20 protein-coding genes and 3 pseudogenes are annotated in these 25,492 nt (G+C 34.8%); 13 read left to right on the forward strand and 10 right to left on the reverse strand.

The features are described from left to right. Window positions 1-268: 268 nt before the first annotated feature. The 5 genes from ArsFIN_RS00100 to ArsFIN_RS00120 all read right to left on the reverse strand — a co-directional run bounded on the left by ArsFIN_RS00100 (window position 269) and on the right by ArsFIN_RS00120 (window position 6,263). On the reverse strand, window positions 269-1,465 hold the full coding sequence (locus ArsFIN_RS00100) for a M10 family metallopeptidase C-terminal domain-containing protein (protein WP_051296950.1): 1,197 nt from the start codon (window positions 1,463-1,465) through the stop codon (window positions 269-271). 24 nt (window positions 1,466-1,489) lie between these two features. After that, a complete protein-coding gene (locus tag ArsFIN_RS00105) occupies window positions 1,490-1,873 on the reverse strand; it encodes a zinc metalloprotease (protein WP_051296949.1) in 384 nt (127 codons plus the stop codon). Window positions 1,874-1,940: 67 nt separating this feature from the next. Continuing rightward, complete coding sequence (locus ArsFIN_RS00110) at window positions 1,941-4,565, reverse strand: hypothetical protein (RefSeq protein ID WP_051296948.1); 2,625 nt, start codon at window positions 4,563-4,565, stop codon at window positions 1,941-1,943. A 106-nt stretch (window positions 4,566-4,671) separates the two neighbouring features. Next, window positions 4,672-5,550 (reverse strand): hypothetical protein, encoded by an 879-nt coding sequence (locus tag ArsFIN_RS00115; protein WP_135677395.1) that lies wholly within the window; start codon window positions 5,548-5,550, stop codon window positions 4,672-4,674. Between the two features lie 8 nt (window positions 5,551-5,558). Further along, window positions 5,559-6,263, reverse strand: coding sequence for a hypothetical protein (locus ArsFIN_RS00120; protein ID WP_026822177.1), 705 nt, complete (start codon window positions 6,261-6,263; stop codon window positions 5,559-5,561). A gap of 112 nt (window positions 6,264-6,375) precedes the next feature. Here ArsFIN_RS00120 and ArsFIN_RS00125 point away from each other — a divergent pair. Further along, window positions 6,376-7,220 (forward strand): IS5 family transposase gene (locus tag ArsFIN_RS00125; RefSeq protein ID WP_135677396.1). Its coding sequence is split into 2 segments (ribosomal slippage): window positions 6,376-6,721 and window positions 6,721-7,220, totalling 846 coding nucleotides; the frame shifts between segments, so codons are not numbered across the junction. 176 nt (window positions 7,221-7,396) lie between these two features. Here ArsFIN_RS00125 and ArsFIN_RS00130 read toward each other — a convergent pair. Then, window positions 7,397-7,699 carry a hypothetical protein gene (locus tag ArsFIN_RS00130; RefSeq protein ID WP_026822176.1) on the reverse strand — a complete coding sequence of 101 codons (303 nt, stop codon included), beginning with the start codon at window positions 7,697-7,699 and terminating at the stop codon, window positions 7,397-7,399. 709 nt (window positions 7,700-8,408) lie between these two features. Here ArsFIN_RS00130 and ArsFIN_RS00135 point away from each other — a divergent pair. The 5 genes and pseudogenes from ArsFIN_RS00135 to ArsFIN_RS00155 all read left to right on the forward strand — a co-directional run bounded on the left by ArsFIN_RS00135 (window position 8,409) and on the right by ArsFIN_RS00155 (window position 13,487). Then, window positions 8,409-8,804 carry a hypothetical protein gene (locus ArsFIN_RS00135; RefSeq protein WP_026822175.1) on the forward strand — a complete coding sequence of 132 codons (396 nt, stop codon included), beginning with the start codon at window positions 8,409-8,411 and terminating at the stop codon, window positions 8,802-8,804. A 432-nt stretch (window positions 8,805-9,236) separates the two neighbouring features. Continuing rightward, window positions 9,237-9,808: pseudogene (locus ArsFIN_RS00140) on the forward strand (DNA-3-methyladenine glycosylase I). Between the two features lie 155 nt (window positions 9,809-9,963). Next, window positions 9,964-11,208 (forward strand): valine--pyruvate transaminase, encoded by a 1,245-nt coding sequence (locus ArsFIN_RS00145; protein ID WP_026822174.1) that lies wholly within the window; start codon window positions 9,964-9,966, stop codon window positions 11,206-11,208. 857 nt (window positions 11,209-12,065) lie between these two features. Then, complete coding sequence (locus tag ArsFIN_RS00150) at window positions 12,066-12,326, forward strand: YceK/YidQ family lipoprotein (protein ID WP_338023311.1); 261 nt, start codon at window positions 12,066-12,068, stop codon at window positions 12,324-12,326. A 537-nt stretch (window positions 12,327-12,863) separates the two neighbouring features. Further along, on the forward strand, window positions 12,864-13,487 hold the full coding sequence (locus ArsFIN_RS00155) for an outer membrane protein (protein WP_051296947.1): 624 nt from the start codon (window positions 12,864-12,866) through the stop codon (window positions 13,485-13,487). Window positions 13,488-13,514: 27 nt separating this feature from the next. Here ArsFIN_RS00155 and ArsFIN_RS00160 read toward each other — a convergent pair. Continuing rightward, a pseudogene (locus tag ArsFIN_RS00160) lies at window positions 13,515-13,949 on the reverse strand (TolB family protein); the annotation flags it as partial. Between the two features lie 140 nt (window positions 13,950-14,089). Between ArsFIN_RS00160 and ArsFIN_RS00165 the strand changes: the two are divergent. Next, a complete protein-coding gene (locus ArsFIN_RS00165) occupies window positions 14,090-14,836 on the forward strand; it encodes an outer membrane protein (RefSeq protein ID WP_026822170.1) in 747 nt (248 codons plus the stop codon). Between the two features lie 27 nt (window positions 14,837-14,863). On the opposite strand, the gene ArsFIN_RS00170 is transcribed toward ArsFIN_RS00165, so the two are convergent. Further along, entirely contained in the window at window positions 14,864-16,165 is a 1,302-nt protein-coding gene (locus ArsFIN_RS00170; protein WP_026822169.1) for a DUF3748 domain-containing protein, read from the reverse strand. Window positions 16,166-16,300: 135 nt separating this feature from the next. Between ArsFIN_RS00170 and ArsFIN_RS00175 the strand changes: the two genes are divergently transcribed. Continuing rightward, complete coding sequence (locus ArsFIN_RS00175; protein WP_026822168.1) at window positions 16,301-16,918, forward strand: trimeric intracellular cation channel family protein; 618 nt, start codon at window positions 16,301-16,303, stop codon at window positions 16,916-16,918. Between the two features lie 44 nt (window positions 16,919-16,962). Here ArsFIN_RS00175 and ArsFIN_RS00180 read toward each other — a convergent pair whose 3' ends face one another. Next, entirely contained in the window at window positions 16,963-18,594 is a 1,632-nt protein-coding gene (locus tag ArsFIN_RS00180) for a DNA ligase B (RefSeq protein WP_051296946.1), read from the reverse strand. A 301-nt stretch (window positions 18,595-18,895) separates the two neighbouring features. Here ArsFIN_RS00180 and gmk point away from each other — a divergent pair, with 301 nt between their 5' ends. From gmk to recG, 5 genes are read left to right on the forward strand one after another with little or no spacing between them, the layout of a single operon-like run. Beyond that, window positions 18,896-19,519, forward strand: coding sequence for a guanylate kinase (gene gmk / locus ArsFIN_RS00185; protein ID WP_026822167.1), 624 nt, complete (start codon window positions 18,896-18,898; stop codon window positions 19,517-19,519). 51 nt (window positions 19,520-19,570) lie between these two features. Next, window positions 19,571-19,846, forward strand: a complete 276-nt coding sequence (gene rpoZ, locus ArsFIN_RS00190; protein ID WP_026822166.1) for a DNA-directed RNA polymerase subunit omega — start codon at window positions 19,571-19,573, stop codon at window positions 19,844-19,846. Between the two features lie 19 nt (window positions 19,847-19,865). After that, window positions 19,866-21,983, forward strand: coding sequence for a bifunctional GTP diphosphokinase/guanosine-3',5'-bis pyrophosphate 3'-pyrophosphohydrolase (spoT, locus tag ArsFIN_RS00195; protein WP_026822165.1), 2,118 nt, complete (start codon window positions 19,866-19,868; stop codon window positions 21,981-21,983). A 3-nt stretch (window positions 21,984-21,986) separates the two neighbouring features. Next, a complete protein-coding gene (gene trmH / locus ArsFIN_RS00200) occupies window positions 21,987-22,706 on the forward strand; it encodes a tRNA (guanosine(18)-2'-O)-methyltransferase TrmH (RefSeq protein WP_026822164.1) in 720 nt (239 codons plus the stop codon). A 4-nt stretch (window positions 22,707-22,710) separates the two neighbouring features. Further along, window positions 22,711-24,792 (forward strand): ATP-dependent DNA helicase RecG, encoded by a 2,082-nt coding sequence (gene recG, locus ArsFIN_RS00205; RefSeq protein ID WP_026822163.1) that lies wholly within the window; start codon window positions 22,711-22,713, stop codon window positions 24,790-24,792. Between the two features lie 83 nt (window positions 24,793-24,875). On the opposite strand, the pseudogene ArsFIN_RS00210 reads toward recG, so the two are convergent. Beyond that, window positions 24,876-25,460, reverse strand: a pseudogene (locus tag ArsFIN_RS00210) (sodium/glutamate symporter); the annotation flags it as partial. Window positions 25,461-25,492: the final 32 nt, after the last annotated feature.

Below are 25,492 nucleotides of genomic sequence, written 5' to 3' on the forward strand. Positions count from 1 at the left end.
CGATAGATAGATTGTGATTTTAAAAAAGTGGTTCAGTATACCCTTTGGCGAACAGATATGCAGCATCGATTATACATTGATGTTATTTGACGCGAAAAAACAGCTGTATAAATCTTTGATAATTTTAAGTTAGCTGATTGATTAACCCCATTATTAGTTAATCATTAGCGTTGAAAATTAATTCAAACATTATCAATTAAGCGGTATTTTCTAATTTTACTTATTACAATACTTTTGTTCGGCAATATTCATATGAGCGAGTAAGGATTTATACAATAAAATCACTGGCAACGACAGCATCAGCAGCGACTTTAATGACAAAATCTGGCTCTAAATTATCATCAGCATTGATACTAACATGGTAAAAATGGTCTTTATCATTATAAGATATGACGGTTTCGCCAGGAACACCGCGAAATTTTTCCACAAAATGAATAAAATTTTTGTCTTTGTGGGCAATATTATGACGGACATTAATCGCCGACAAATCAATTTTATCTTTATTTGTGCGAAAATCCATTATCATATCAGGTGATGTAGGTAATGATTCTGCAAAAGTAGTATAAACAAAAACGTTAGAAGTCGGTGTTTCATTTTCTGAGAAAGGAAAAAGTAATTTATTGAGATTATTGGTTGTTATTATCTGTTCAGGTTGTTGAGGTTTTTGATATGGAAGCGTAAAAAAAGTATAAGAAAGAATCGCGGCTATACTTTTAGTTAATGCGGATAGTTCTATATTATTTTCACCCCAAAGTGTATCTTGCCCCATACCACCATAAATAATATCACTACCTGCTCCACCTTTAATAATATTATTAGACGCATTGCCAATAATAATATCATTTCCTTTTCCACCAATTGCATTTTCAATAATTACGTCTCTTGCTATTGATATATTTCCTTTTAAACCACCAACATCAGAAAATGAATCAGGATTCAAATTTATCTTTTGATCTTGATGATAACCAGAAAAATCAAGGCTATCATTACCATCAGCATCCCATATAGAGAAAATAGCAACTTTATCATTAGCTTTTATTGAATAATAATCTTTGTCTGTATTTGAATTGAATCCATATACCGTATCTTCTTTTCTCGCCTCCATGTTAGCACCATATAACTGCTGTATAGCGTATATATCATCTATCAATGGGGTATAAGGATAAGCACCGTGAAAATCAGCATTAGTATATTTTTCACTCCAATTACTCATCACCGTATATTGGCGAGTATCTTCAAGGTAACGCGCCTCTTTCCAAAAACTTAACCTTCCTTTTTTCCATTGCAAATAGTCGGGTGAATAAATATCAGAAGCGATATTAGTAAAATTTCCAGGATGAGATAAACCGAGCGCATGGCCAATTTGATGGACTAGTACCATTTGACCATAATTGCCCTTTTCAGGTTGTAATATATCATTATGTTTATATAAATCAAAAACACAAGGTATGCTATCTAAATGCATATCTTGGTTTGATAAATAAGAAATTTATCCATTTGGTTTGTGCAAAGAAATTCTAAAGCAAATATTACTAGGAGTAACTTTAGGTACCAAAGTGAATTTAATGTTAGCAACATCAGACCAAACATCTAAAGCTTCGCTAAACCAGCGTTGTTGTTCAATTGGCACGGAACTAATTTCATAATTACCGTTATAACCTCCAAATGAATAGGTTATTACAACCTTTTTAAATGGTAAACTAGTGGTATTATCCGCTATTTTAGAATTCAATATCTCTTCACTTGCTGCATAGGAATCATAAGATTGTTTTTCATTTTTTTTGATCTCATATCCCCTTTTTTGATAATTAAGTTGTTCCATTATTTTTTTACAATATGATGAAAAAGTTTTAGTTAGATAATTTTCAATCATGACTCCTCCTAATAAATATTAAAAGTAAAAAAGATATAAACGATGTATCAATTAAAATAATTCAATATTATTTTAACGAATCATTTTCTAAGGATTTATTTATAAGTTCAACGGCTAATAGATTTGAGCTAAGAAACTTATCTGCTATAGTGTATGAATATTTATTAAATGAAATGAGGTTCATTATAAATTCAGCAAATTGGACTGAATTAGTAACTTCTGTAGAATCAAGTATCTTTTTTAGTCTCCTAAAAATATCATTAAATTCCTTACCATTAAATCCATAATATTCTGGATGCGAAGATAAAAAATCATCTAAGTCCATTTTTTTTAAAATTAATTTTGCCATATCAAAAACAAGATGCCCTGATACATCTTTCAATCCAAATTTGTTATCGTTTACTCTATTTATTAATTTATCTGAGTTTTTAAATAATAGTATTAATTGTTGCCAAAACTCGCTATTTGCCAGACTTTGTTGCATGGCTAACTTTAAATCATCATCACTAAGATAAACATCAGCTTCATATATTTTAGGTGTTGGTGCTGATTCATAATTTTTTACCACAAAACCCTTTTCGATGGAAAAGGCATGCACTATTACTGTTTTATCTAATTTATGTGCTATCACTTGACCGGAAGGAATTGAACCTAATCCACCAAAGCAAGATTGTAACTCAATGGTCTCTACTTTTTGCCAATTATTAAGGCCATATAATTTTATTGCTAAGCCTTCAATAATATTACTTAACTCGGTAGAATCCATATAATTTATAATTGAAGGTCTTCCCTGCGGCTTAATAAATAATTTATTTCCCTCTAAATTGAAAACTGAATTCTGACCTAATAGCGTCTTTTGCCTTATACGTTGTAAATTAATAGTACCAGTAACAATATTTGTATAGTTAAATCTACCACCCGCAACGCGGGCAAATTGATCAACTGAAACAATATCATGCAATTGCTTTGTCGCTAAACCTATATGATCACCTTGACTAATAACAAATTTCCCTTCTCCTAGGCTTATCATCATACTTTTTAAACTGTAATCCGAGTTATAAAAAAATATCAATCGACCCGATGGCAATGCTGATAATTGGGTAACATTGTCTATATTTTTTATATTTGTTAACAAACTACTAACACTGGTTTTATTATTGTCTGCCGTTAAGATTGCCCGCAAATCTTCTTGAAAGACGGCTATTTGTTCAGATGTTAACTCTTGAGCATCGCCTAAAATTCGAGTCATAAACTCAGGTAACTCTGAGTCGATTGATTCTTTTTTTAAAGCTTCCAGAGCAACGTCTTTAATCGTGTTTTGGGGCAATGTGCTACCATATGGCTGGGCTGCATATACCTTTAATTTACCTAATTCTGGAGCATATCGCTCTATTTTATCATCGACAAAGTTACCAATCTGTTCTGCCATAATAATGCTATTACTATTATTGAGATAAGCGCCTAGTTTACTATTATTATTACCACTAAATAGGCCATTGCCTAAGCTCACTAACATATAAACCAATTTGTCGTTCTCAGTATAAAAAAATAAAATTTCTCCAGCTTTAGCTTGTATTAAGTCATTCATGCTTCTAACTTGCCGGTAACTACGCAATATACGCATCGATGGATCAAAGATATTCTTAGCATTTGAATCTCGCGCTATTGCTGATAATCCACGAATTAATGGCTCCTTATATTGTTCATCTATTTTATGAGAACGATATAATACATCGCTAATATATTCCCAATTATTTTTATAAGTTGTACCATGAAGTTCAATTGCATGAACGACATTGAGAAGTGGATTTTTATTAATTATATAATTAATTGTAGGATTAATATCAGTCTTTGTTGTTAGTTCTTTTATATACCAATCTGGTGAGTTTAATGTTTTAGTACCTTCAATAACGTCAATAATGTCAATAGCAGATTGATTGAAATATAATCTAAAATTTGCTACAGCCATTTGCTCACCAGCAAAATCTTTATATTTAATTAATTTTTTAGGGAAAGCTTCACGGTATCTTTTTTCCCACATGGATTCCTCTAAAATAAGTGGGCCATCTAAAGATGAGTTGTCAATATTTTTAAAACGATGGGCAGTTAAGTCAAAAACATATTCCTTATTATCTTTTTTGCCAACTACAGTTAAATGATTCATAGGACTTTCATCTTGTGCATTATTCCAAATAGATACCCCTCGATATCTAATATCTATCATGTCATGATCGTGCATATATTTCGCAATAGCAGTTATTGATGAATCATCTTCTGTAATTGGCTCATCAATTTTTTTCGCAATTGAGGGATTTGAATGTAGTTCAGTTAAATACTTTTCTGCCGGAATATCAGCGGTCAGATTATTTGGGTTGAACTTTTCTTCAACTCCCAATAAAACTCGATTTTCGTTTTTTTCTGGTGACAAAGTAATCTTCATATCAAAATGATCTTTTTGAAAATCATGAATTAGTCTTGTCATCCCCTTTTTATCATAATGAATTACTCTTCTTTTAAATTTAAATTCTGAATAAAGGCTAACTACTTTCGTTAGGGATCTTGTTATAACCTCTGATGTAACAGTACCAGCAATTTCGGCTAAAACATTCATTATCCCTTCTTTTAAATAATTTTTATATTCCTCTTCCTTATCACTAATTGCTGCTTTCATAAATGCTGGTGATGCAGCCAAAATAGAACTGTATATAAACCCTGTTACAGGGCCCATGGCAATAGAAAAAAGAGAGTAAAGAAATATTATATTTTCTAAACGACTAAATAATTCAATAAGTAACGCTTCAGTGTGTGTTTTGATTAATATATCTGCTTTTTTTTATATTAAAATCGATAATAGATTCAAATAAAAAAGAGTAGTCTATATTTTCTCTATTTAATTTAAGTTTTGAATGGTCAAGCTCGCTATAATTATCAAAATGAAAATTTGCCCATGATTTTAACTTTTCACTTTTAGTAATTGCTCGTTTAAAATCACGGAATGAAGGATAATGAAGACATTCACCGGTAAAAATGGATATTACCGCAACAGGCGTATTTTCTGAATTAATGCCATTAATAGTTTTATCAATACCAGTAACAGGTCCGCGATCTTTATCAGGAAATACTAACAATCCCGGGCTATTTTCCACTAAGTAGTATAAAACGTCTTTTTTACCGTAAGTGGTTAATACATGCTCTAAATAGTCATAAAACTGCTTTTTTATCTCATCATTTTTTTTAATTTTTTCCATTTCATCAATATAACTATTTTGAATATTAGCAGAATTTATTTTATTAATAAGTGGTTTTGTATATTGAGCAGGATATATCGCACCTAACACTTCATCTAATTTATAATCTAGATTTTCAGATAACCATTTTCGCTCTCTGCCTAATAAAATATCGCGCACAGTGTACGTTTTTTCGATCGGAGGATAATAATACTTTTGCAGACTTTCCACTTCTGGGTTAAATGAATAAGATTTATAGTAAAATGTGACCAGATCATCTAAGGAGGTATGATTAATATTATATTTTTCACTTTGTTGGACTAAATATTTTGCTAAATAATTTTCCAGATGTGGCATTTTTTCTAGTAACTTATCTTTTTTTTGTTTTAATAAATCAATACTTTTTAGCATATCAACTTGTTTCTTTAAATTTATTGCTTCCTCATTCAAATAATTAATTAATTAATTAATTCAGCACGATATTCTGTTGGGAATTTTATATTAATATTCTTTTTATTTATTAAAGGTGAGTTAATTTCTTCAATATGTCGTGTTAAATATTCAAAAATATTAAAAGTATCAAATTTAATATTGTTATTATCATCAATATAATTATATATTATCTCTGTATTAACAACATCTTCTATGGATAAATTACCAAAAGCATGTTGGTCAGTCTCATAGATAGAATAAAGTAACCATAATGCATAAACACTGATAACTTCAATTGGCAAATTATGTTTATCACTGTTTTGATTAAAACGATATTTTTCATTAAATAGCCGAGTAACAATATTTATTTTGTGAATATTTACTAGCAGCTCCCTTTGTTCATTAATATCAATTTTATCAAAATAAGAGTTAATTACTTCTTGATAAATTTTATTTAATTCAAATCTAATCGGTGTAGAAGATATATTATTGAGCTTATTGTTAATATCATTTTCCACAGTATTTAAAAATTGATTTTCAACTAACAAATGTGAAGAATCTATTGATATAAGAAAATCATCTAACTTTTTAATTAATATTTCTTTTTGTTTATTAATGTTTTCTTCACTTTCGTTTTCATTTATATCACTAAATGATAAAATAATATTCGCAATTTCATATATTTTACCCTTTATGCTAGATAGAGGTTCTGAATTTATTTGATTCCCCATATTATATATTTGATTTATCGTTGTCGATTCTTGTGCTAAATTTAAAATCCTAGGCTGTGTCCCTTAATTGCTTGAGCTATAGTATCCATCTGTTTCTACGATACTTTGAATTATGGCTCGCTACGATCTTTCTGATGAAGCATGGGCAATCATTGAGCCCTTGTTGCCAACCATTTTGACATCTTCGCGGGTCGGTCGGCCGTGGGCAGAACATCGCAAAATCGTCAACGGCATGTTCTGGATACTGTGTTCAGGCGCCCCATGGCGTGATTTACCTGAACGTTACGGCCCATGGAAAACCGTTTATAACCGTTTCAACAGATGGTCAAAGGATGGAACTATTAACATTATTTTCAATAAGTTGCTTTCATTTCTTGATGCTCATGAACTGGTTGACTGGTCAGCCATTGCGCTGGATGGCAGTAATATTCGTGCTCTCAAATGTGCGGCTGGTGCTCAAAAAAACATCCCGATATTACCGACGATAACAGCTTGGGTCGCTCACGAGGTGGTTATGGCACCAAAATCCACATGGCGACTGACGGAAGCGGCATCCCGCTAAACATCGTACTGAGTGCTGGGCAGGCTCACGAAAGCCTGTTCGCGCTACGACTCCTGGACGGCATTGGCGTGCAACGCCAGAACGGCAGCATGAAGCGTCGTGGTCATACGGTACTGGCTGACAAAGCCTACTCTGGGAATGCGCTACGTAACGAGTTGAAAAGAAAAGGGATGAAAACGGTTATTCCCCGAAAATCAAATGAAAAACTGGCTTCAGATGGACGCTCGCAACTTGATCGTGATGCTTATCGCCATCGCAACGTTGTGGAAAGGTGTTTTGGCCGTTTAAAGGAATATCGCCGGATCGCTACACGTTATGAAAAAACGGCAAGAAACTATCTAGCAATGGTGAAACTGGGCTGCATTCGCTTGTTTTACCGCCGATTACGCAATTAAGGGACACAGCCTAGAATAAATAGCCGCATCATACTCATGTGCTTGTATCTCTTTTTTTAATAAATTATTAACATTAGTTAGGTCTTCTAATCCTGAAGCTAATATTTTATCGTTTGATATTTTTTTTCTTAATTTATAAATTTCCGTTTTTAATTCAATATATTCATTAGTATTTTTTATATCGATTTGCTTATTAATATTATTTTTATAATTAAATTTATTAGCTTATCAATTTTAATTGAGTTATGAAACTTTGGTAAACTTGCTTCTCTAATTTCTCGTTCTTTACTAATATTCTGATTTATTATTAAAGAAAGATTATTAGTATTAACATTTTTTTCATCTAAATTGACAACGCCTGAATTTACTTCATTAAGTATTTCTTGATTATTATTTTTTTCAAATAACTCCTTTTTATTACTAACTTTATCATCCACTGAAATATAATTAAGTTTAAAAGCATTAGACGCTACTTTCATTAATATTTACCTTAAAATTACATAAATTATAATGGATTTTTTATTATATATTCTTTCAAAAATTATTGTTAATTTTTTGTTAAAAATTAATGAAAAATAAATAAAAATAGAATAATAAATGAATGACAACAATTGCGACTAAATTTGTCTTATATCCATATAACCTTAAATACAATGATCCAAGGCACTGTCAATTCAACAAAATCATGTAATAAAATTGATATAAGATAAGAAATGTTATTTCAAATCAAAAAGTTAATTATATTAGTTAATTTGTAAATTAGCGCCAAATAGGCAGCTTGCCAACTTTTACAAATCCGTCATGGAATAATAAAAAACGCTAATATAGTGTATTATTTTACTCAACCTAAGTAGCCAATTATCTACTATTTTGGGGAGCGCAAGAGGTCACAAGAACCAATATTTATTTGGTTTTATTACTAATAAATTTACACTAGGTTTTATTGCTATTAATACTCACTAATGGCTTGGTACAACTTAGCTAACTCAATTCACAAAAACACTCGCTTCCAAATAGTAACATAGTAAGATATGATATTTATTCACTCATTCTCTATCAAGGTAATTAACTAAGCCTTATGATATAACAGGCCTTAGTTCGTTGATCAAGAATAAAATATTGCACTAAAAAATGATTTAGTCAGAAGCAAGCCGTTAAATTAAAGTTGCATAAATAGATGTATTTAACATGAAAATATTATTTTTAATACTGACATTATTAATGCTAACCAGCTGCACTTCACAGCCACAGTCAGCATTGATTGATCTTAACAAAAAGAGTGGTGAATTTAACCGTTCAGCTCTGTTGAACATTAGTCATATTCAGCAGCTCAACGCTTCTTCTGATCGTGGCCAAAAATGGCAATATTCGACATTTTTTCCTGCCACCGCTGAACAAGCATCTCCTGTTTATTATTATGCACTCGCTAACGCCTATAAAATTATTATTTATACCGATAATGTCAATTTTTGGCTTATGGTTAAAAATAAGCTCAAAGCACAAGGAGCAACCGCGGTTATTGAATGGCAATTTAAAAAAATGTTTTTAGCTAAACAAGCTCAAATTACATTTATCAAATATTAAAATAACAAAAAATAAATTAAATAATCTTAATTAAAATAATCAATTGTTAATTTCGCAGGTGATGTATTTATTATAACCTTTTGTTTATAAATAGGTTAATTAACTAACACATGATTAACTTTAACATTTAAATGATAAAATCAATATTATTTTACTAACCACTAAAAATGATCATAATAAAATGTACTAATAAACTTGTTTAAATATTGCATTGTCAACCTTATAAAATTTAAAATAAATGATAATTTACCTATTTCTCAATTGATTAAAATAGCTATTTTCCGCAATCAAATGCATTACCTGTTTAATACCATCCCATAGCTTAAAGAAAAATTACCGATATTATTGTTATGCCAAGTAATAGCAATACTGATTAAAATTCCTATCATAAACTTATCAATATCCGATACCTCATATAGGAGTAATAAAAAAATGACACTAATACGTTGCCATTGGGTAACTACCGATGAGGAATATATTGCCTATCATGATAAAGAGTGGGGAAAAGCAGAAAAAGATAGTCAAAGATTATTCGAAATGCTCTGCCTTGAAGGTCAACAAGCCGGTCTCTCTTGGTATACTATTTTGAAAAAACGTGCTGGCTATATCGTGACTGTTTTTATCAATTTGATCCCGTTCTAATTGCCAAAATGACTCAGCAGGATGTCGATCGTCTAATGCAAGAACCCCGTATCGTGCGTAATCGCATGAAAATCAATGCTATCATTACCAATGCCCAAGCTTACTTAACGATGATCCAATCAGGTGAGGATTTTAGCCAATTTCTCTGGCAATTTGTCGATGGAAAAACGCAAATCAATCATTGGCAACATAAAAGTGAAATACCTACTGATACCGTTATCTCTAAACATCTTTCTCTTGCCTTAAAAAAACGTGGCTTTAAATTTGTTGGTAGCACCATCTGTTACGCATTTATGCAAGCAACCGGTATGGTTAACGACCATTTAAGCAATTGTATTTGCCGGCAGAAAAAAAACGAGTAATAAAAATATCATTATGATAAATTTATAATCACATAAATATAAAAAATTTATAATATCTGGTAATTAATTTGTTAACCAAGCCATTATTCTATTAATTTCAGTAGAATAGTATGCTGGTTTGTTTACTAGTCCTTTGCATAGTTATGAAGAAAAGCATGATACATTCACAATTTGGTAAAAAATTTTCCAGTTCATCGAGCATCTCTCTTTTAATGAAAGATCTAAATGAGGGCTTACGCACACCTGATGTCATTATGCTCGGTGATGGTAACCCAGCACACATTCCTGAAATGGATCAATATTTTCAGCAATTATTGATAGATATGGCTAAAAGCGGCCAGCTCAATGAAGCCTTATGCAACTATGATGGCCCACAAGGAAAAGATGCCATGCTGCAAGGATTAGCAAATACGTTAAATGAGCAAATTGGCTGGAATATTAGCGCTAAAAATATCGCATTAACTAATGGCAGTCAGAGTGCTTTTTTTTATCTATTTAATATCCTAGCAGGCCGTTGTGAACAAGGAATAAAACGAAAAGTTCTTTTCCCTTTAACACCAGAATATGTTGGCTATACCGATACTGGACTTGATGATGATATTTTTGTTGCCAATAAACCGCAAATTGATATCCTGCCTAGTGGTCAATTTAAATATCGAATTAATTTTGGATCGCTGAAAATAACCGATGATATTGGTGTCATTTGCGTTTCCAGACCCACCAATCCGACTGGAAATGTCATTACCGATGAAGAAATGATGCAATTAGATACTTTGGCCAAACAGCATGCTATTCCTCTTTTGATTGACAGTGCTTATGGTATTCCCTTTCCAGGTATTATTTTTAATCAAGCAACACCAATCTGGAATGAAAATATTATTTTATCTATGAGCCTATCCAAATTAGGATTACCTGGCTGTCGCTGCGGTATTATTATTGCAAACGAAACTATTATCAGCGCGATCAGTAACATGAATGGCATCATTAGTTTATCCCCCGGTAGTATAGGCCCAGCATTAATGCAAGCGATCCTAAAACGTAATGATCTATTGAAACTTTCACAAACTGTAATAAAACCTTTTTATCAACAACGCGTTACTGAAACCATAAAAATTATTCGCCGTTATATACCAGAAAGTCGCTGCCTGATCCATAAACCTGAAGGCGCAATATTTCTATGGCTTTGGTTTAAAAATTTACCAATTGATAGTCAAACACTTTATTCACGTCTTAAAAAACGCGGTGTATTAATGGTGCCAGGAGATTATTTTTTCCCAGGACTTAATCAATATTGGCCTCATGCCCATCAATGTATGCGAATGAACTATATTCTACCACTGGAAAAAATAGAGCAAGGGATTGCGATTTTAGCAAATGAAATTGAAATTGCCTATCAATAGCATACATTAAATAGTTTTATTAAATATATTAAAAATATAATTCTATATATGATAAAAAAAACCTCTTATCATATACAAGATAAGAGGTGATAAAATAATAACGAGGACTTTGAATTGTAAAGTTAACGGGATCATATTCAAGAGTATTGCTGAATGAAATGATCTATTTTCCGAGATCTTTGACACCGTAAGTATTACAGCATATTTAGTGTTCTTTTAATTAAATAATAAATTGATATTTTTACCACTATTTCGAACTATTATTTTTTAATTTAATTATAATCTAATCATTTGATTAATACTCCAGCTATAACAGTTGACAGAATATAAGACATTAAGTTGACACTGTTAATACCTCATATTTAAACCTGTAAACAGATTTTAAAAAAAGAGATGAGAAAGACGATTCACTGGATAAGTTACAGAAAAAGGCTAAAAGGTGCTCAACATTTTTATCATCCACGTCTTTACCGATTAATGAATTTTTAACCACCTGGGATTATCTTTATCTACCTTATTCTTAAAAAAGCGATTGGACTAACCCCAAAGAAATATATAAATTGTTAATCAATCTCTTTAAACCAATCACCATTGCAAAGACAAATAAACTTTTATGTAACCAATTTTCCATTAACTGTACTCTATCTAGGACATACAGCAGAAAATAATGGTTAAAAAGGTTTATTTCTATTCACAAGCTGGTATTTTTAACATTAATGTTTATCATTAAAATTTCATATTCGCTTGGAGAAGTTAGGCTTATACCTTTAATGAGAAGATTAATCCTCGTTATCTATAATACCATCTGTTTAAATATTTTCAGCTGCTTGATACTGTTAAGCGGCTGCTCAAGTATTATGACCCATGTTGGTCCTCATCAAGGTTACTATTCCGGCACCAAAGCCGATACCCGAATACTTAAAGATGGCGATACCGGCTGGGTGATAAAACCCCTTGCCATGATTGATTTACCTTTTTCTGCGCTACTTGATACCATTTTACTTCCGTATGATTATTTTCAGGTTGACAAAGTTGTATCGCCCCCCTCACCAAAAAAGCGCGTTCATGATTGGGAAAAGAAACAAGTGGCGAATATACCGCCAACGACCTCCAAATAAAACAATCACAGAACCCTCCGGGAAAGAAAATTACTGTTCATATTGTCAATGCTTAGCACAATAAACAATAAAAATTTATTTCAATCAGAGGCAAAAAGTGTTAGCGAAAAATTTAATTGCTACAGGTAAATATTTTTATTCCATAAAATTAGCAATCCCAAATAAAGCGCAAAACATGGCTTATTGTTACCTTTTTGCTATTTACTTAGTAAAGCCTAATAAAATAACCATCAATTTAGACTCCACAGCCCTACTAACTAAAGCTGAATCTATTTTTCGGCATTAATACAGAAAAAATAAAAAATAAAAAATAAAAAATAAAAAATAAAAAATAAAAAATAAAAAATAAAAAATAAAAAATAAAAAATACTATCTACAATTAACAAAATAATAGATATCTTATTAATAGAATAGAAATTAATTATGAAGAAATTTTTAGTTTTATCATTAATTAGTTTAATTGCACCACTGGCACTAGCCGATAATAGTAAAAATGGTGTTTATATCAGCGCAAAAATGGGTGCCTCTATTTTGTAAATGAAGGGGCAATTTTTTCCATATATTGTTTTCCCAAACAACATTAATGAGAAACAAAAAGGGGATAACCATAGAACTGCCGTATTTGGTACTGGCCTCTCTTTAGGCTATGATTTTTATGATAATTTCAATCTTCCCGTCAGAGCTGAATTAGACTTTACTAGCCGGGCAAACGCTGATTACAACTATTCAAAATCTCAAGAAAATTCCATTTTTTTTCTTAGAAATACTATTAAAAATCAAATAGAAGCAAATACATTGATGTTTAACGCTTATTATGATTTTAAAAATCCATCTGATTTCACTCCTTATCTCTCTGCTGGCTTAGGTTATGCTTATTTAAGCCAAAAAACATCTCAAATAGCAACCTTGGGTATATCAGGAGGGAAAACTAGCACCGAAACTCTCCAAACACGCTCTCACGCCACCAACAACTTTGCCTGGAGTGCTGGCGCAGGTATCAAATATACAGTTAGTCAAGATTTTTCATTCGATCTTAGCTATAAATATCTGGATGCAGGCCAAGCTGAAGTAGATTATTTCAATCTTGATGGCGTAGAAACTAATGTAAAAACCAAAGTCAGAACCCATGATATTATGTTAAGTGCAACTTATCACTTTTGATATCAATAACGACAAAAATTTTTAAAATCAAACAATTCCGGTTGCTACAATAAAGATTTGTTGATAACCATCAATATCACGTAAATAAGCAATATTGCTGTCATCGGGGGAAATCACCACAGCATCACCTGATGGCGGCACATCACTGCGAACAGTCAAACGAATTAGTTTGCCAGCAGAAATTTCACATAACATTACGCTATTATCGCAAATAAACGCCACATAGCGACCTTGACTATCCCAGCTAAACGCTGACTGAATATCCCACGCAGACTGGGTTATTTGCTGCATTATGCCACTAACTGGAGAAACCAGCCAAAACTGGACAATGCCGTTATCATCTTTCATTAAAAAATCGATTTTACTGCCATCAGGCGTAGAGCGGAGCCAATGGCGTGGCTGATTAATCACCCCGGGATATTTACGTTGATGAGTATAGGTTAAACGTCGCTGTTTAATCCCCTTAAGGATGCTGACATAGGGAATTGCTTATCTTGATAATTATATTATAAATAAACTAATGTAATTTTTAATTTGTCAGCTATTCTTATTTTTAGCAGATAAACACAAATTTCTTTACTTTAATATTAGAGAAATAGAGAATGAAAAAAATAATATTGACCTTATCCATTATCAGTTTAATTCCATCCATTGCTCTAGCAAATGAAAGTAAAAGTGGTGTTTACGTCAGCGCAAAAATGGGTGCCTCAATCCAGCAAATGAAGGGGCAATTTTATCCAACTTTTTATACATTGGAAATTGGCGGTGATGAAGTAACCTTTGAAAAAAAACTAAAGGGAGATAACCATAGAACCGCCGTATTTGGTGCTGGGCTCACTTTAGGTTATGATTTTTATGAAAAATTTAACCTTCCTGTCAGAACCGAACTAGACTTTACTAGTCGGGCAAAAGCTGACTATAACTATTCAGGTTATGATGAAAATTTCTTTCCTGGTAATACCACGGTTAAGAATAAAATTGAACTAAATACATTAATGCTTAACGCTTATTATGACTTTAAAAACTCAACCGATTTCACACCTTATCTCTCTGCCGGGTTAGGTTATGCTTATATAAGTCAAAAAACATCTAATATCTTTAAAATAAATGTTAACTCACTTACTATTCCCCTTTGGTCACGCTCTCATGCCACCAACAACTTTGCCTGGAGTGCTGGCACAGGTATCAAGTACTCGATTAATCAAGATTTTTCATTTGATTTGAGTTACAAATATCTGGATGCTGGCCAGGCTGAAGTATACCATTTCGATTCGATTGGAACCGAGTTTAACTCAAAAACCAAAGTCAGAACCCATGATATTATGTTAAGTGCAACTTATCACTTTTGATATCAATAACGACAAAAATTTTTAAAATCAAACAATTCCGGTTGCTACAATAAAGATTTGTTGATAACCATCAATATCACGTAAATAAGCAATATTGCTGTCATCGGGGGAAATCACCACAGCATCACCTGATGGCGGCACATCACTGCGAACAGTCAAACGAATTAGTTTGCCAGCAGAAATTTCACATAACATTACGCTATTATCGCAAATAAACGCCACATAGCGACCTTGACTATCCCAGCTAAACGCTGACTGAATATCCCACGCAGACTGGGTTATTTGCTGCATTATGCCACTAACTGGAGAAACCAGCCAAAACTGGACAATGCCGTTATCATCTTTCATTAAATAACCGATTTTACTGCCATCAGGTGAAGAACGCAGCCAATGACGTGGCTGATTAACCACTCCTGGATACTTACGTTGATGAGTATAGGTTAAACGACGTTGTTTAATCCCTTTAGGTGGCGCTGGCATGCTAGTTTCGGTACCCTGGATTGGCTTATTGCCGGCAATAGCATACTTCTCAGCAGATTCAGGTAAATCAACAATAAAAATTTCTGCTACAATTTCTCCTTGTAAAGAGTAAGTATCACCAATAAATGCAATCGCCCAACGTTGCTTGTCCCCATTTGCTCTCTGATACCCATTATGACCAATCCAGCCTTCTTCATAAGCACGGCTGATTTCATCACTACCCGGTTTTGGTATAGGCGTTGTTTCACTGATCACGACACAATAATAATGGCCATTATACTCACGTTGATGTTTTTTCTGCCCCAAGGTGCCAACATTAATAGTATGATATGGGATCGCAATTGCCACATTACGTAAATCAAGCGCCGAATCATATTCATGCATCACGTGATCATTGTAAGTAAAACTAAGCCTGCTATTATCTGGACTAAATACATGAACATGCGTGCCTCCTCTCAATGCACCCGCTAAAAAAGGCGGCGTAATGCACATAGCTTCAATATTTTCGGCTACATTGGTTTTTATATCGCTGACAATTACCCCTCGACGATGATGAAAATCATAATGCCAATTTTCATCGGGATCTTCTGAGCCATGAATAAAAGCATATCTAGATGGGTTTTCACTACTAACTGTAGCAACACCAACATACGCGCCATTTTTGGCGCAATAGATCTGTTTTTGTTGTTGCGTTTTAATATTAACTTTTTCTATTGTTAATCCTGTAAAGGAAGCACTATTTGGGCGTACATCAAAAACTAGCCACTGGCTATCTGATGTCCATACATTTATATTAGTCAGTTGGTGATTGCGTTTATCAAAAGTAATTTGCTGTTCTTGGTAAGTCATTTTATTATCCGCACTCTTTTGTCGTGGGCGATAAAAAATAGTGTAATTATGTGAACACGACAAAAATATTAGTCAATACTTTATTTTTATAATACAACTTTATGTCTTAAGGTTTGCCGTATCTAAAAAATCATTATGTTACTTAGCATACTTTATATAATTGGAATTACAGCTGAAGCCATGACCGGAGCTTTAGCCGCTGGTCGCCGTAAAATGGATGTTTTTGGCGTTATTATTATTGCCTCAGCAACCGCAATTGGGGGCGGTTCTGTACGCGATATCTTATTAGGACACTATCCTCTAGGTTGGGTTAAGCATCCTGAATATATTGTCATTGTCGCTTGTGCCGCAGTTATTACTATCTGGCTTGCACCAATGATGAAACATTTGCGACGATTATTTTTAATTTTGGATGCCATTGGTCTTATTGTCTTTTCCATTATTGGCGCTCAAATAGCGCTCGATATGAATTATAGTTATATCATCGCCGCTATTGCAGCCGTCATTACCGGTGTTTTCGGTGGCGTACTGCGTGATATGTTATGTAATACAATCCCCCTTGTTTTTCAAAAAGAGATATATGCTGGCATCTCTTTTGCTGCGGCATGGCTCTATATCGGATTAATACTATATACCCCCTTACCTAAAGATATGGTTATAATCATTACCTTAATAGCTGGTTTAACTGGACGTCTACTTGCCATTCGTTATCGATTAGGATTACCTGTATTTAATTATGAGAATAATGATTAAGATTTCCATATATATCTAATTAAATCAGCATGTTATTACTTGGACTAATTTTCATTAAAAAATCCATTTATTTTATGTTGGCCCAAAACCTTTACTAGCTGTTTAACATCTTTATTCTCAATAAATTGCACTAATTTTTTTTGTTGTTTACGCGACAAAATAGCGCTGTTTATTTCTTTAGAGGATAAATCATTCCAACAGTTTATTTTGCTAAAAAGTTTTTCTGGTAGTGGTACGCCTAGCCCTTTTAACCATTCAGAAAAGGGACGTTTTTGCGCTGATAGAAATTGTTGATAAATAAATTTTCCTTTATTAGCTTTAAACATTGCCACTTCAGTGATTTGTTCCAATGTTAACCTAGACCAATCCATTAAATTGGTTATTTTCCCAGCTCTTATTAAAGCCAACCAGCCTTTTTCGTTGATCCCTTCCATCTTAAGCTGTTTCGCCAACCAAACTAAACGAGCAACAAACTGACTTTCGCATCTCATTGAATAATAAAAACAGCTTAATTGATGATAATTTTTTTGTTCTGGTACCGACAGCATTTTCCGCTGTTTAATTTGCCAAACAATCTTGTCAAATTTAGGGATCCCATGACCAGATAATGATATTTGTATTGCATCTCCAGGCAAAATACCGATAATAGGATTAATTTTTCCGGTTCTCCCGATATTAAATTTAACAGCTGCAACTTGAGCGACCCGATTCTGAGTCGGATATTTCCAAGCAACGGACCAGTTATTTATACCTGCTTGCCAGTATTGGCCTAGAGTATATGGCAGTTGTTTTAACACAATGCCATCTGTTGCAAAAGGCATTGGCTGATTGTAATAATAGCGTTGCCATTGTGTAATTTGATCAACACTAGTGACTAAATGAGAGTAGCGTTTGGTTAACGGAAAACCCCATCTTTCTAATTGTGCAAATTGTGTTTGCATATTCGACGGCCCATCAGGCCAACTCCAAATAAAAATGCCAATTTGTTCCTCTTGTTGAACCAATAAATTCTTACGCATTAACCAACCAGCAACTTTATTACGAGCATTAGCTCCTCCGGCAATGGCTTGTTGGTGACCAGTCTGATACCAAAATAATTCACCTTGTAATATTAATTGAGTAGCATGATTTGGAATCGTTTTGGGAATTGCTGGCAAAAAATCGGCTTTTGGCGTCCAATCAATTCCTTCTATACCATTACCCCGACTAATTAATGCAGCCAATTTTCCTTTTTTATAAACCAATGTAGCAGCCACACCATCGACTTTTGGTTGTAACCAAACTTCATGACGACCTGCTATCCATCGAGCGATTTCATCAGCAGTTATCTTTTTTAAGCCAGTATGAATAACTGGGTGAGTTTTTCTTCCTTTAATGGGTAAAGAAAGCGTATTCGTTTTATCTGGCGGGAGTCGAAGACAATTTGACCAATGTTTCCATAACGCAAAAATTTGATCGTAAGTTTCATCATTAACCAAACTTTGGCCATTAATATAATATGCTTCATCCCAGCGTTTTAATTCTGAATTAATTGCTTTGATTTCCCTATGTAAAACTAATTTAGGCCAATCCGGGCATTGAATATTTTGCGCAATTGATGAGTTTATATTTAACAAAAACAATAATAAAAAAAAGCGCCAACAATAGTAGACTGAAACAAAAATAAAAGATCTCATAATAAACAGCATCCATGCATAATTTTAATCATCTATTTATTCCATTCACGAAAAATACTTTCAATATACAATTTCAATTATTGGGAAGACATAAATAGAAAATAATTATCAAGATATCTAATAATCATTTTTTCTCAAAGCGCTTTGCAAAAATGGTAAGTATTTTCAAAAATAATTCAGATCTTGCATTAAAAATGTTAGTAAAGCTGTATGTTACTGATTGCATGTGTATACTATTAAAGAGCTTTTGTACTTTTTAAAAATTTTATTAATTAATTAGCCAGTTAATCAAGAAATCATCATGATTCAAGGAACGTTATATATTGTGTCTGCCCCAAGTGGTGCAGGCAAATCGAGTCTTATTCAGGCTTTATTAAAAACTCAGCCTCTATATGACACACAAGTTTCTATTTCGCATACCACTAGAGCGATACGCCCTGGTGAAAAAAACGGTGAACATTACTATTTCATTACTGAAAGCAAATTTCAGCAAATGATTGAGCATAATGATTTCCTTGAATATGCCTGCGTGTTCGGCAATTATTATGGAACTTCCCGGGTAGTTATCGAAGAAATTATTAATAGTGGTGTCGATGTATTTTTAGATATTGATTGGCAAGGCGCACAGCAAATTCGCCAAAAAATGCCCTCCGCTCGCACTATTTTTATCTTACCACCGTCTAAAAATGAGTTACTACGCCGTTTACGTGGTCGTGGGCAAGATAGTGAAGAAACGATTAATCAGCGTATGGCACAAGCGGTTTCTGAAATAAAGCATTATAACGAATATGATTACATTATTGTTAATGATGATTTCAATACTGCATTAGGCGATTTACAATCTATTATTCGATCTGAGCGTCTACGTTTAGAACGTCAGATTCAGCGACATAATACTTTAATTAATAAACTATTGGCAGACTGAGTAAAGGTTCAGTATTATATCCGGTCATTTCTTTATCTTTGGAGTCATATTATGGCACGTGTAACAGTTCAAGATGCGGTAGAAAAAATTGGTAATCGTTTCGATTTAGTTTTAGTGGCAGCGCGTCGTGCGCGTCAATTACAGATTAAAGGTAAAAGCCCTTTAGTTAAAGAAGAAAATGATAAGGTCACTGTTATTTCTCTGCGTGAAATAGAATCAGGGTTGATTAATGCTCAAATTCTTGATGTCCGTGAACGTCAAGAAGAACAGGAACAAGAAGCAGCAGAAATGCAAGCAGTATCTGCTATTGCTGAAGGTCGACGTTAACTGAAAAGGTAGGCTTACCTTGTACCTGTTTGAAAGCCTCAATCAAATCGTTCAGGACTATCTGCCAGAAGAGCATATATCGTTACTGAAACAAGCTTATGTTGTTGCCCGGGATGCACATGAAGGCCAAACCCGTTCAAGTGGTGAACCTTATATAACTCATCCAGTTGCGGTGGCATGTATTTTAGCGGAAATGCGTTTAGATCATGAAACATTAATGGCCGCATTACTACATGATGTTATCGAGGATACCCCTGCAACTTTTCAGGATATAAAACAGCTTTTTGGTAAAACTGTTGCAGGCCTAGTTGAAGGGGTATCAAAACTCGATAAACTCAATTTCCGTGATAAAAAAGAAGCTCAAGCAGAAAATTTTCGCAAAATGATTATGGCCATGGTACAAGATATCCGTGTCATTTTAATCAAACTCGCAGATCGAACGCACAATATGCGTACTTTAGGTTCCCTTCGTGCCGATAAGCGCCGCCGCATCGCGAGAGAAACATTAGAAATTTATAGCCCACTGGCACATCGTCTTGGTATTCATCATCTCAAAACTGAATTGGAAGAGTTAGGCTTTGAAGCACTCTACCCCAATCGCTATCGAGTTATTAAAGAGGTAGTAAAAGCAGCTCGTGGTAACCGAAAAGAGATGATCCAAAAAATATTGGCAGAAATCGAAGGTAGATTATTAGAAGCCAGGATCCCATGCCGAGTATTTGGTCGAGAAAAACATCTCTATTCAATATATCGTAAAATGCAGCTGAAAGAGCAGCGCTTCCACTCAATTATGGATATTTATGCCTTTCGAATTATTGTTAAGGATGTTGATACATGTTACCGCGTTCTTGGACAAGTACATAGTTTGTATAATCCTCGGCCAGGACGAGTGAAAGATTATATTGCCATCCCCAAAGCCAATGGCTATCAATCTTTACATACATCAATGATTGGCCCACATGGTGTACCAATTGAAGTACAAATTCGTACTGAAGATATGGATCAAATGGCCGAAATGGGTGTCGCTGCCCACTGGGCATATAAAGAACAAGCAGAATCTAGCACAACTGCTCAAATCAGAGCACAACGCTGGATGCAAAGCTTACTGGAACTACAACAAAGCGCAGGGAATTCTTTTGAATTCATTGAAAGTGTAAAATCTGATCTTTTTCCTGACGAAATTTATGTTTTTACCCCCGAAGGTCGAATTGTCGAATTACCTACTGGCGCAACCCCAGTTGATTTCGCCTATGCTGTACATACCGATATAGGCCATGCCTGTGTTGGTGCCCGAGTGGATCGTCAACCCTATCCTCTATCACAATCGTTAAGTACCGGGCAAACCATAGAAATTATTACTGCACCCGGCGCAAGGCCAAATGCCGCTTGGTTGAATTTCGTTGTTAGTTCCAAAGCCAGAGCAAAAATACGCCAACTACTTAAAAACCTCAAGCGAGAAGATTCAATTAGTTTAGGTCGCCGCTTACTCAACCATGCTTTAGGTAATGGCAAGAAATTAGGCGATATTCCGCAAGAAAATATCAATAAAGAACTAGCAAGAATGAAACTCCACTCAATGGATGATTTGCTCGCTGAAGTTGGTCTTGGCAATACTATGAGTGTTGTTGTAGCACATAATTTATTAGGCAATGCTAGTATAAATAACGTTATTACAGATAATAGTGATAACCGTAGTAAACTACCGATTAAAGGGGCAGAAGGGGTATTAATTACCTTTGCCAAATGTTGTCGCCCTATTCCCGGAGATCCCATTGTTGCTCATATTAGCCCAGGTAAAGGTTTAGTTATACACCATGAGTCTTGTCGTAATATCAGAGGCTATCAAAAAGAGCCAGAGAAGTTTATGCAAGTCGAGTGGGATGAGGGCGTTAATAACAACTTCATTGCTGAAATTAAAGTCGATATGATTAATCATCAAGGGGCATTAGCTAATTTAACCGCAGCTATTAATAGTGCAAATTCTAGTATTCAAAGTATGAATATTGAAGAGAAAGATGGACGTGTCTATTGTGCATTTATTCGTTTAACCGCTAAGGATCGTATTCAATTAGCTAATATTATGAAAAAAATCCGTATCATGCCTGATGTTTTACGCATCAGCCGTAACCGGAACTAAGTTATGAACTCAAAACGTTATGCTCGCATCCGCCAAATAATCGCCATGCGCCAACCTGATCTGACGGTTTGTCTTGAAAATGTCCATAAGCCACATAATATTTCTGCTGTGATCCGTACCGCTGATGCGGTTGGAATATCACAAATTCATGCAATCTGGTGCCAAAATAGCACCAAAAGCTTATCTGCTGCGGCTGCTGGTAGTAATCATTGGGTGAAAGTAAAAACCCATGCCACTATTGAAAAGGCAATCTCTACCTGCAAAGCTGCGGGCATGCAAATCTTAGCCGCTCATCTTACTAAACAAGCTATCGATTTTCGTCAAATAGATTACACTCAACCAACCTGTATTATTTTGGGACAAGAACGAACGGGTATTTCCAAACAAGCTCTCGCGCTGGCTGATCATAATATTCATATTCCTATGATGGGTATGGTACAGTCATTAAATGTCTCTGTTGCTTCTGCTTTAATTCTTTATGAAGCGCAACGGCAAAGACAAAATGCCAATATGTATAACAGCCTTTTTAGTCAGCTATCAGAAGAAGAACAACAAGAATGGCTTTTTGAGGGCGGTTATCCGGTATTAGCTGCCGTTTCAAAACATAAAGGACTTCCCCGACCACTAATTAACGAACATGGCGAAATTGTTGCCAGTGATGCATGGTGGGCAGCGATGCAATCGACTAAAGTACCAGGTAAAAAACGCACTCTGGAGAACTAATTGCATGCGGGGGAAATTACTTGATGCTATTCCATTAACATCACTAAACGGTGTTGGCGCATCACAAGCAGAAAAACTCAATAAAATAGGGCTTCGTACTATCCAGGATCTCCTCTTTCATCTACCTTTACGTTATCAAGATCAAACTCAACTTTATACGATTAATGATGTTCAACCGGGCAGCACTGTAACCGTCAGCGGCAAAATATTACAAACTAAAATCATCTTTGGACGTAAACGAATGATGATCTGCCAAATTAGTGACGGCTCAGGAACATTAACCCTGCGGTTTTTTAACTTTTCTACCGCTATGAAGAATAGTCTAGCAGCCGGTAAATATATTGTTGCTTATGGTGAAATCCGGCGAGGCAATTTAGGACCAGAAATTATTCATCCCGAATATAAAATAAAACCTGATGCCGATCAGATTGAGTTGCAAGATACTCTAACACCAATTTATCCAATAACTGAAGGGATACGTCAGATAACTTTACGCAAACTGATTGATCAAGCGCTAACACTACTTGATAGCTGTGCGATCAGTGAGTTGATCCCAGCACCATTTAATCAAGGGCTAATAAGCTTACCACAAGCTATTAAAATACTTCATCGTCCGCCACCCGATATCCCTCTGAATATACTGGAAAAGGGCAAACATCCGGCGCAACGCAGATTAATCTTTGAGGAGTTATTAGCCCATCAATTAAGTATGCTAACGGTTCGGAGTGAAACACAACAATTTTCAGCCCAGCCACTACCAGCAGAAGAAAAATTAAAACAACAATTGCTAACACGTTTACCCTATTCACCAACTAAAGCCCAACAAAGAGTTGTCAGTGAAATTGAAGCAGATCTGGCTAAAGCAAGCCCTATGATGCGTTTAGTCCAAGGTGATGTCGGTTCTGGTAAAACATTAGTAGCGCTATTTGCCGCAATTCGTGCTATCGCTCATGGTAAACAGGCAGCACTAATGGCGCCTACCGAGTTATTAGCAGAACAGCATGCCAATACTTTTCGCCAATGGCTTGAACCACTTGGTATCCAAGTTGGTTGGTTATCAGGTAAACAAAAAGGAAAATCCAGGCTAAATCAACAAGAAGCTATTGCAAAAGGCAAAGTCGCAATGATAATTGGTACTCATGCCATTTTTCAACAGCAAGTCGAATTCAACGCCTTAGCATTAGTGATCATTGATGAACAACATCGCTTTGGTGTACATCAACGTCTGGCGCTATGGGAAAAGGGGCAGCAGCACGGCATTTATCCCCATCAATTAATTATGACAGCAACGCCGATCCCACGTACACTGGCTATGACAGCTTATGCGGATCTGGATAATTCAATCATCGATGAGCTACCACCCGGCAGAACGCCCGTCACAACAGTAGCCATTCCTGATACCCGTCGCAATGAGGTTATTCAACGCGTAAAAAAAGCCTGCCAGATAGAAAAGCGACAAGTTTATTGGGTCTGTACATTAATTGATGACTCTGAAGTGCTTGAAGCACAAGCGGCTCAAGCGACACAAGAAGAACTGGCTCGCGCATTGCCTGAATTAAATATTGGCTTAGTTCATGGGCGGATGAAATCGGCTGAAAAGCAAAAAGTGATGGCAGATTTTAGCGCCAATAAACTACAACTACTCGTCGCTACCACAGTTATCGAAGTCGGCGTCGATGTACCAAATGCCAGTTTAATGATTATTGAAAACCCGGAGCGTTTAGGGCTTGCCCAGTTACATCAATTACGGGGCCGCGTTGGCAGGGGAAGTATTGCTTCACATTGTGTTTTACTATATAAAACACCACTCACTTACACGACTAAATTACGTTTACAGGTACTTAGAGATAGCAATGATGGCTTTGTCATTGCACAAAAAGACTTGGAAATTCGTGGCCCAGGAGAGTTGTTAGGTACTCGACAAACAGGCAATGCAGAATTCAAAGTGGCTGATTTAATGCGCGATCAAGACCTATTGCCAGAAATCAGAAATGCCGCCCAACATTTGCAACAACATTATCCTAACCATACCAATGCTCTGATTGAACGTTGGTTACCCGAACGTTCACAATACAGCAACGCTTAATATTAATTAACCATATCAATTGGTTATTAATAAAAAACCGCTAAAAATCAGCGGCTCCGTTACATTAATCAATTACACTTCTGTTATCCATTCATTATCGGCGCTGAAAAAATGGGTAACCATAGATAAAATTTAATCACTAATGCATTAATAATATCAATAAAGAAAGCACCAACCATCGGTACGACAAGAAAAGCTAAATGAGAAGGACCAAAGCGTTCTGTTACGGCTTGCATATTAGCAATTGCTGTCGGCGTTGCCCCTAAACCAAAACCACAATGACCAGCCGCTAATACTGCTGCATCATAATTTTTGCCCATAATTGGAAAGGTAACAAAAATAGCATAAAGACCCATGACAATTGCTTGTATCAGCAAAATAATGAGCATTGGTATGGCTAACGAAGCAAGTTCCCAAAGTTTTAAACTCATCAATGCCATTGCTAAAAAAAGTGACAAACTAACATTGCCTAAAACTGAAACCGCGCGATCAAATACTCGGTAGAAACCAACCCATGATAAGCTATTACTTAAGATAACCCCAGTAAATAAAACACAAACAAAAATAGGTAAAGTAAACTGATAACTGTCCAATAGCCATTGCGAAATTAATTTACCCACTACCATGCAAATAGCAATCATGGCTAATGTTTCTATTAATGTCACCGATCATGCAAAACTGATCCACTAACGATCATCTA

The organism is Arsenophonus nasoniae (genome assembly GCF_004768525.1).
Lineage (GTDB): Bacteria > Pseudomonadota > Gammaproteobacteria > Enterobacterales > Enterobacteriaceae > Arsenophonus > Arsenophonus nasoniae.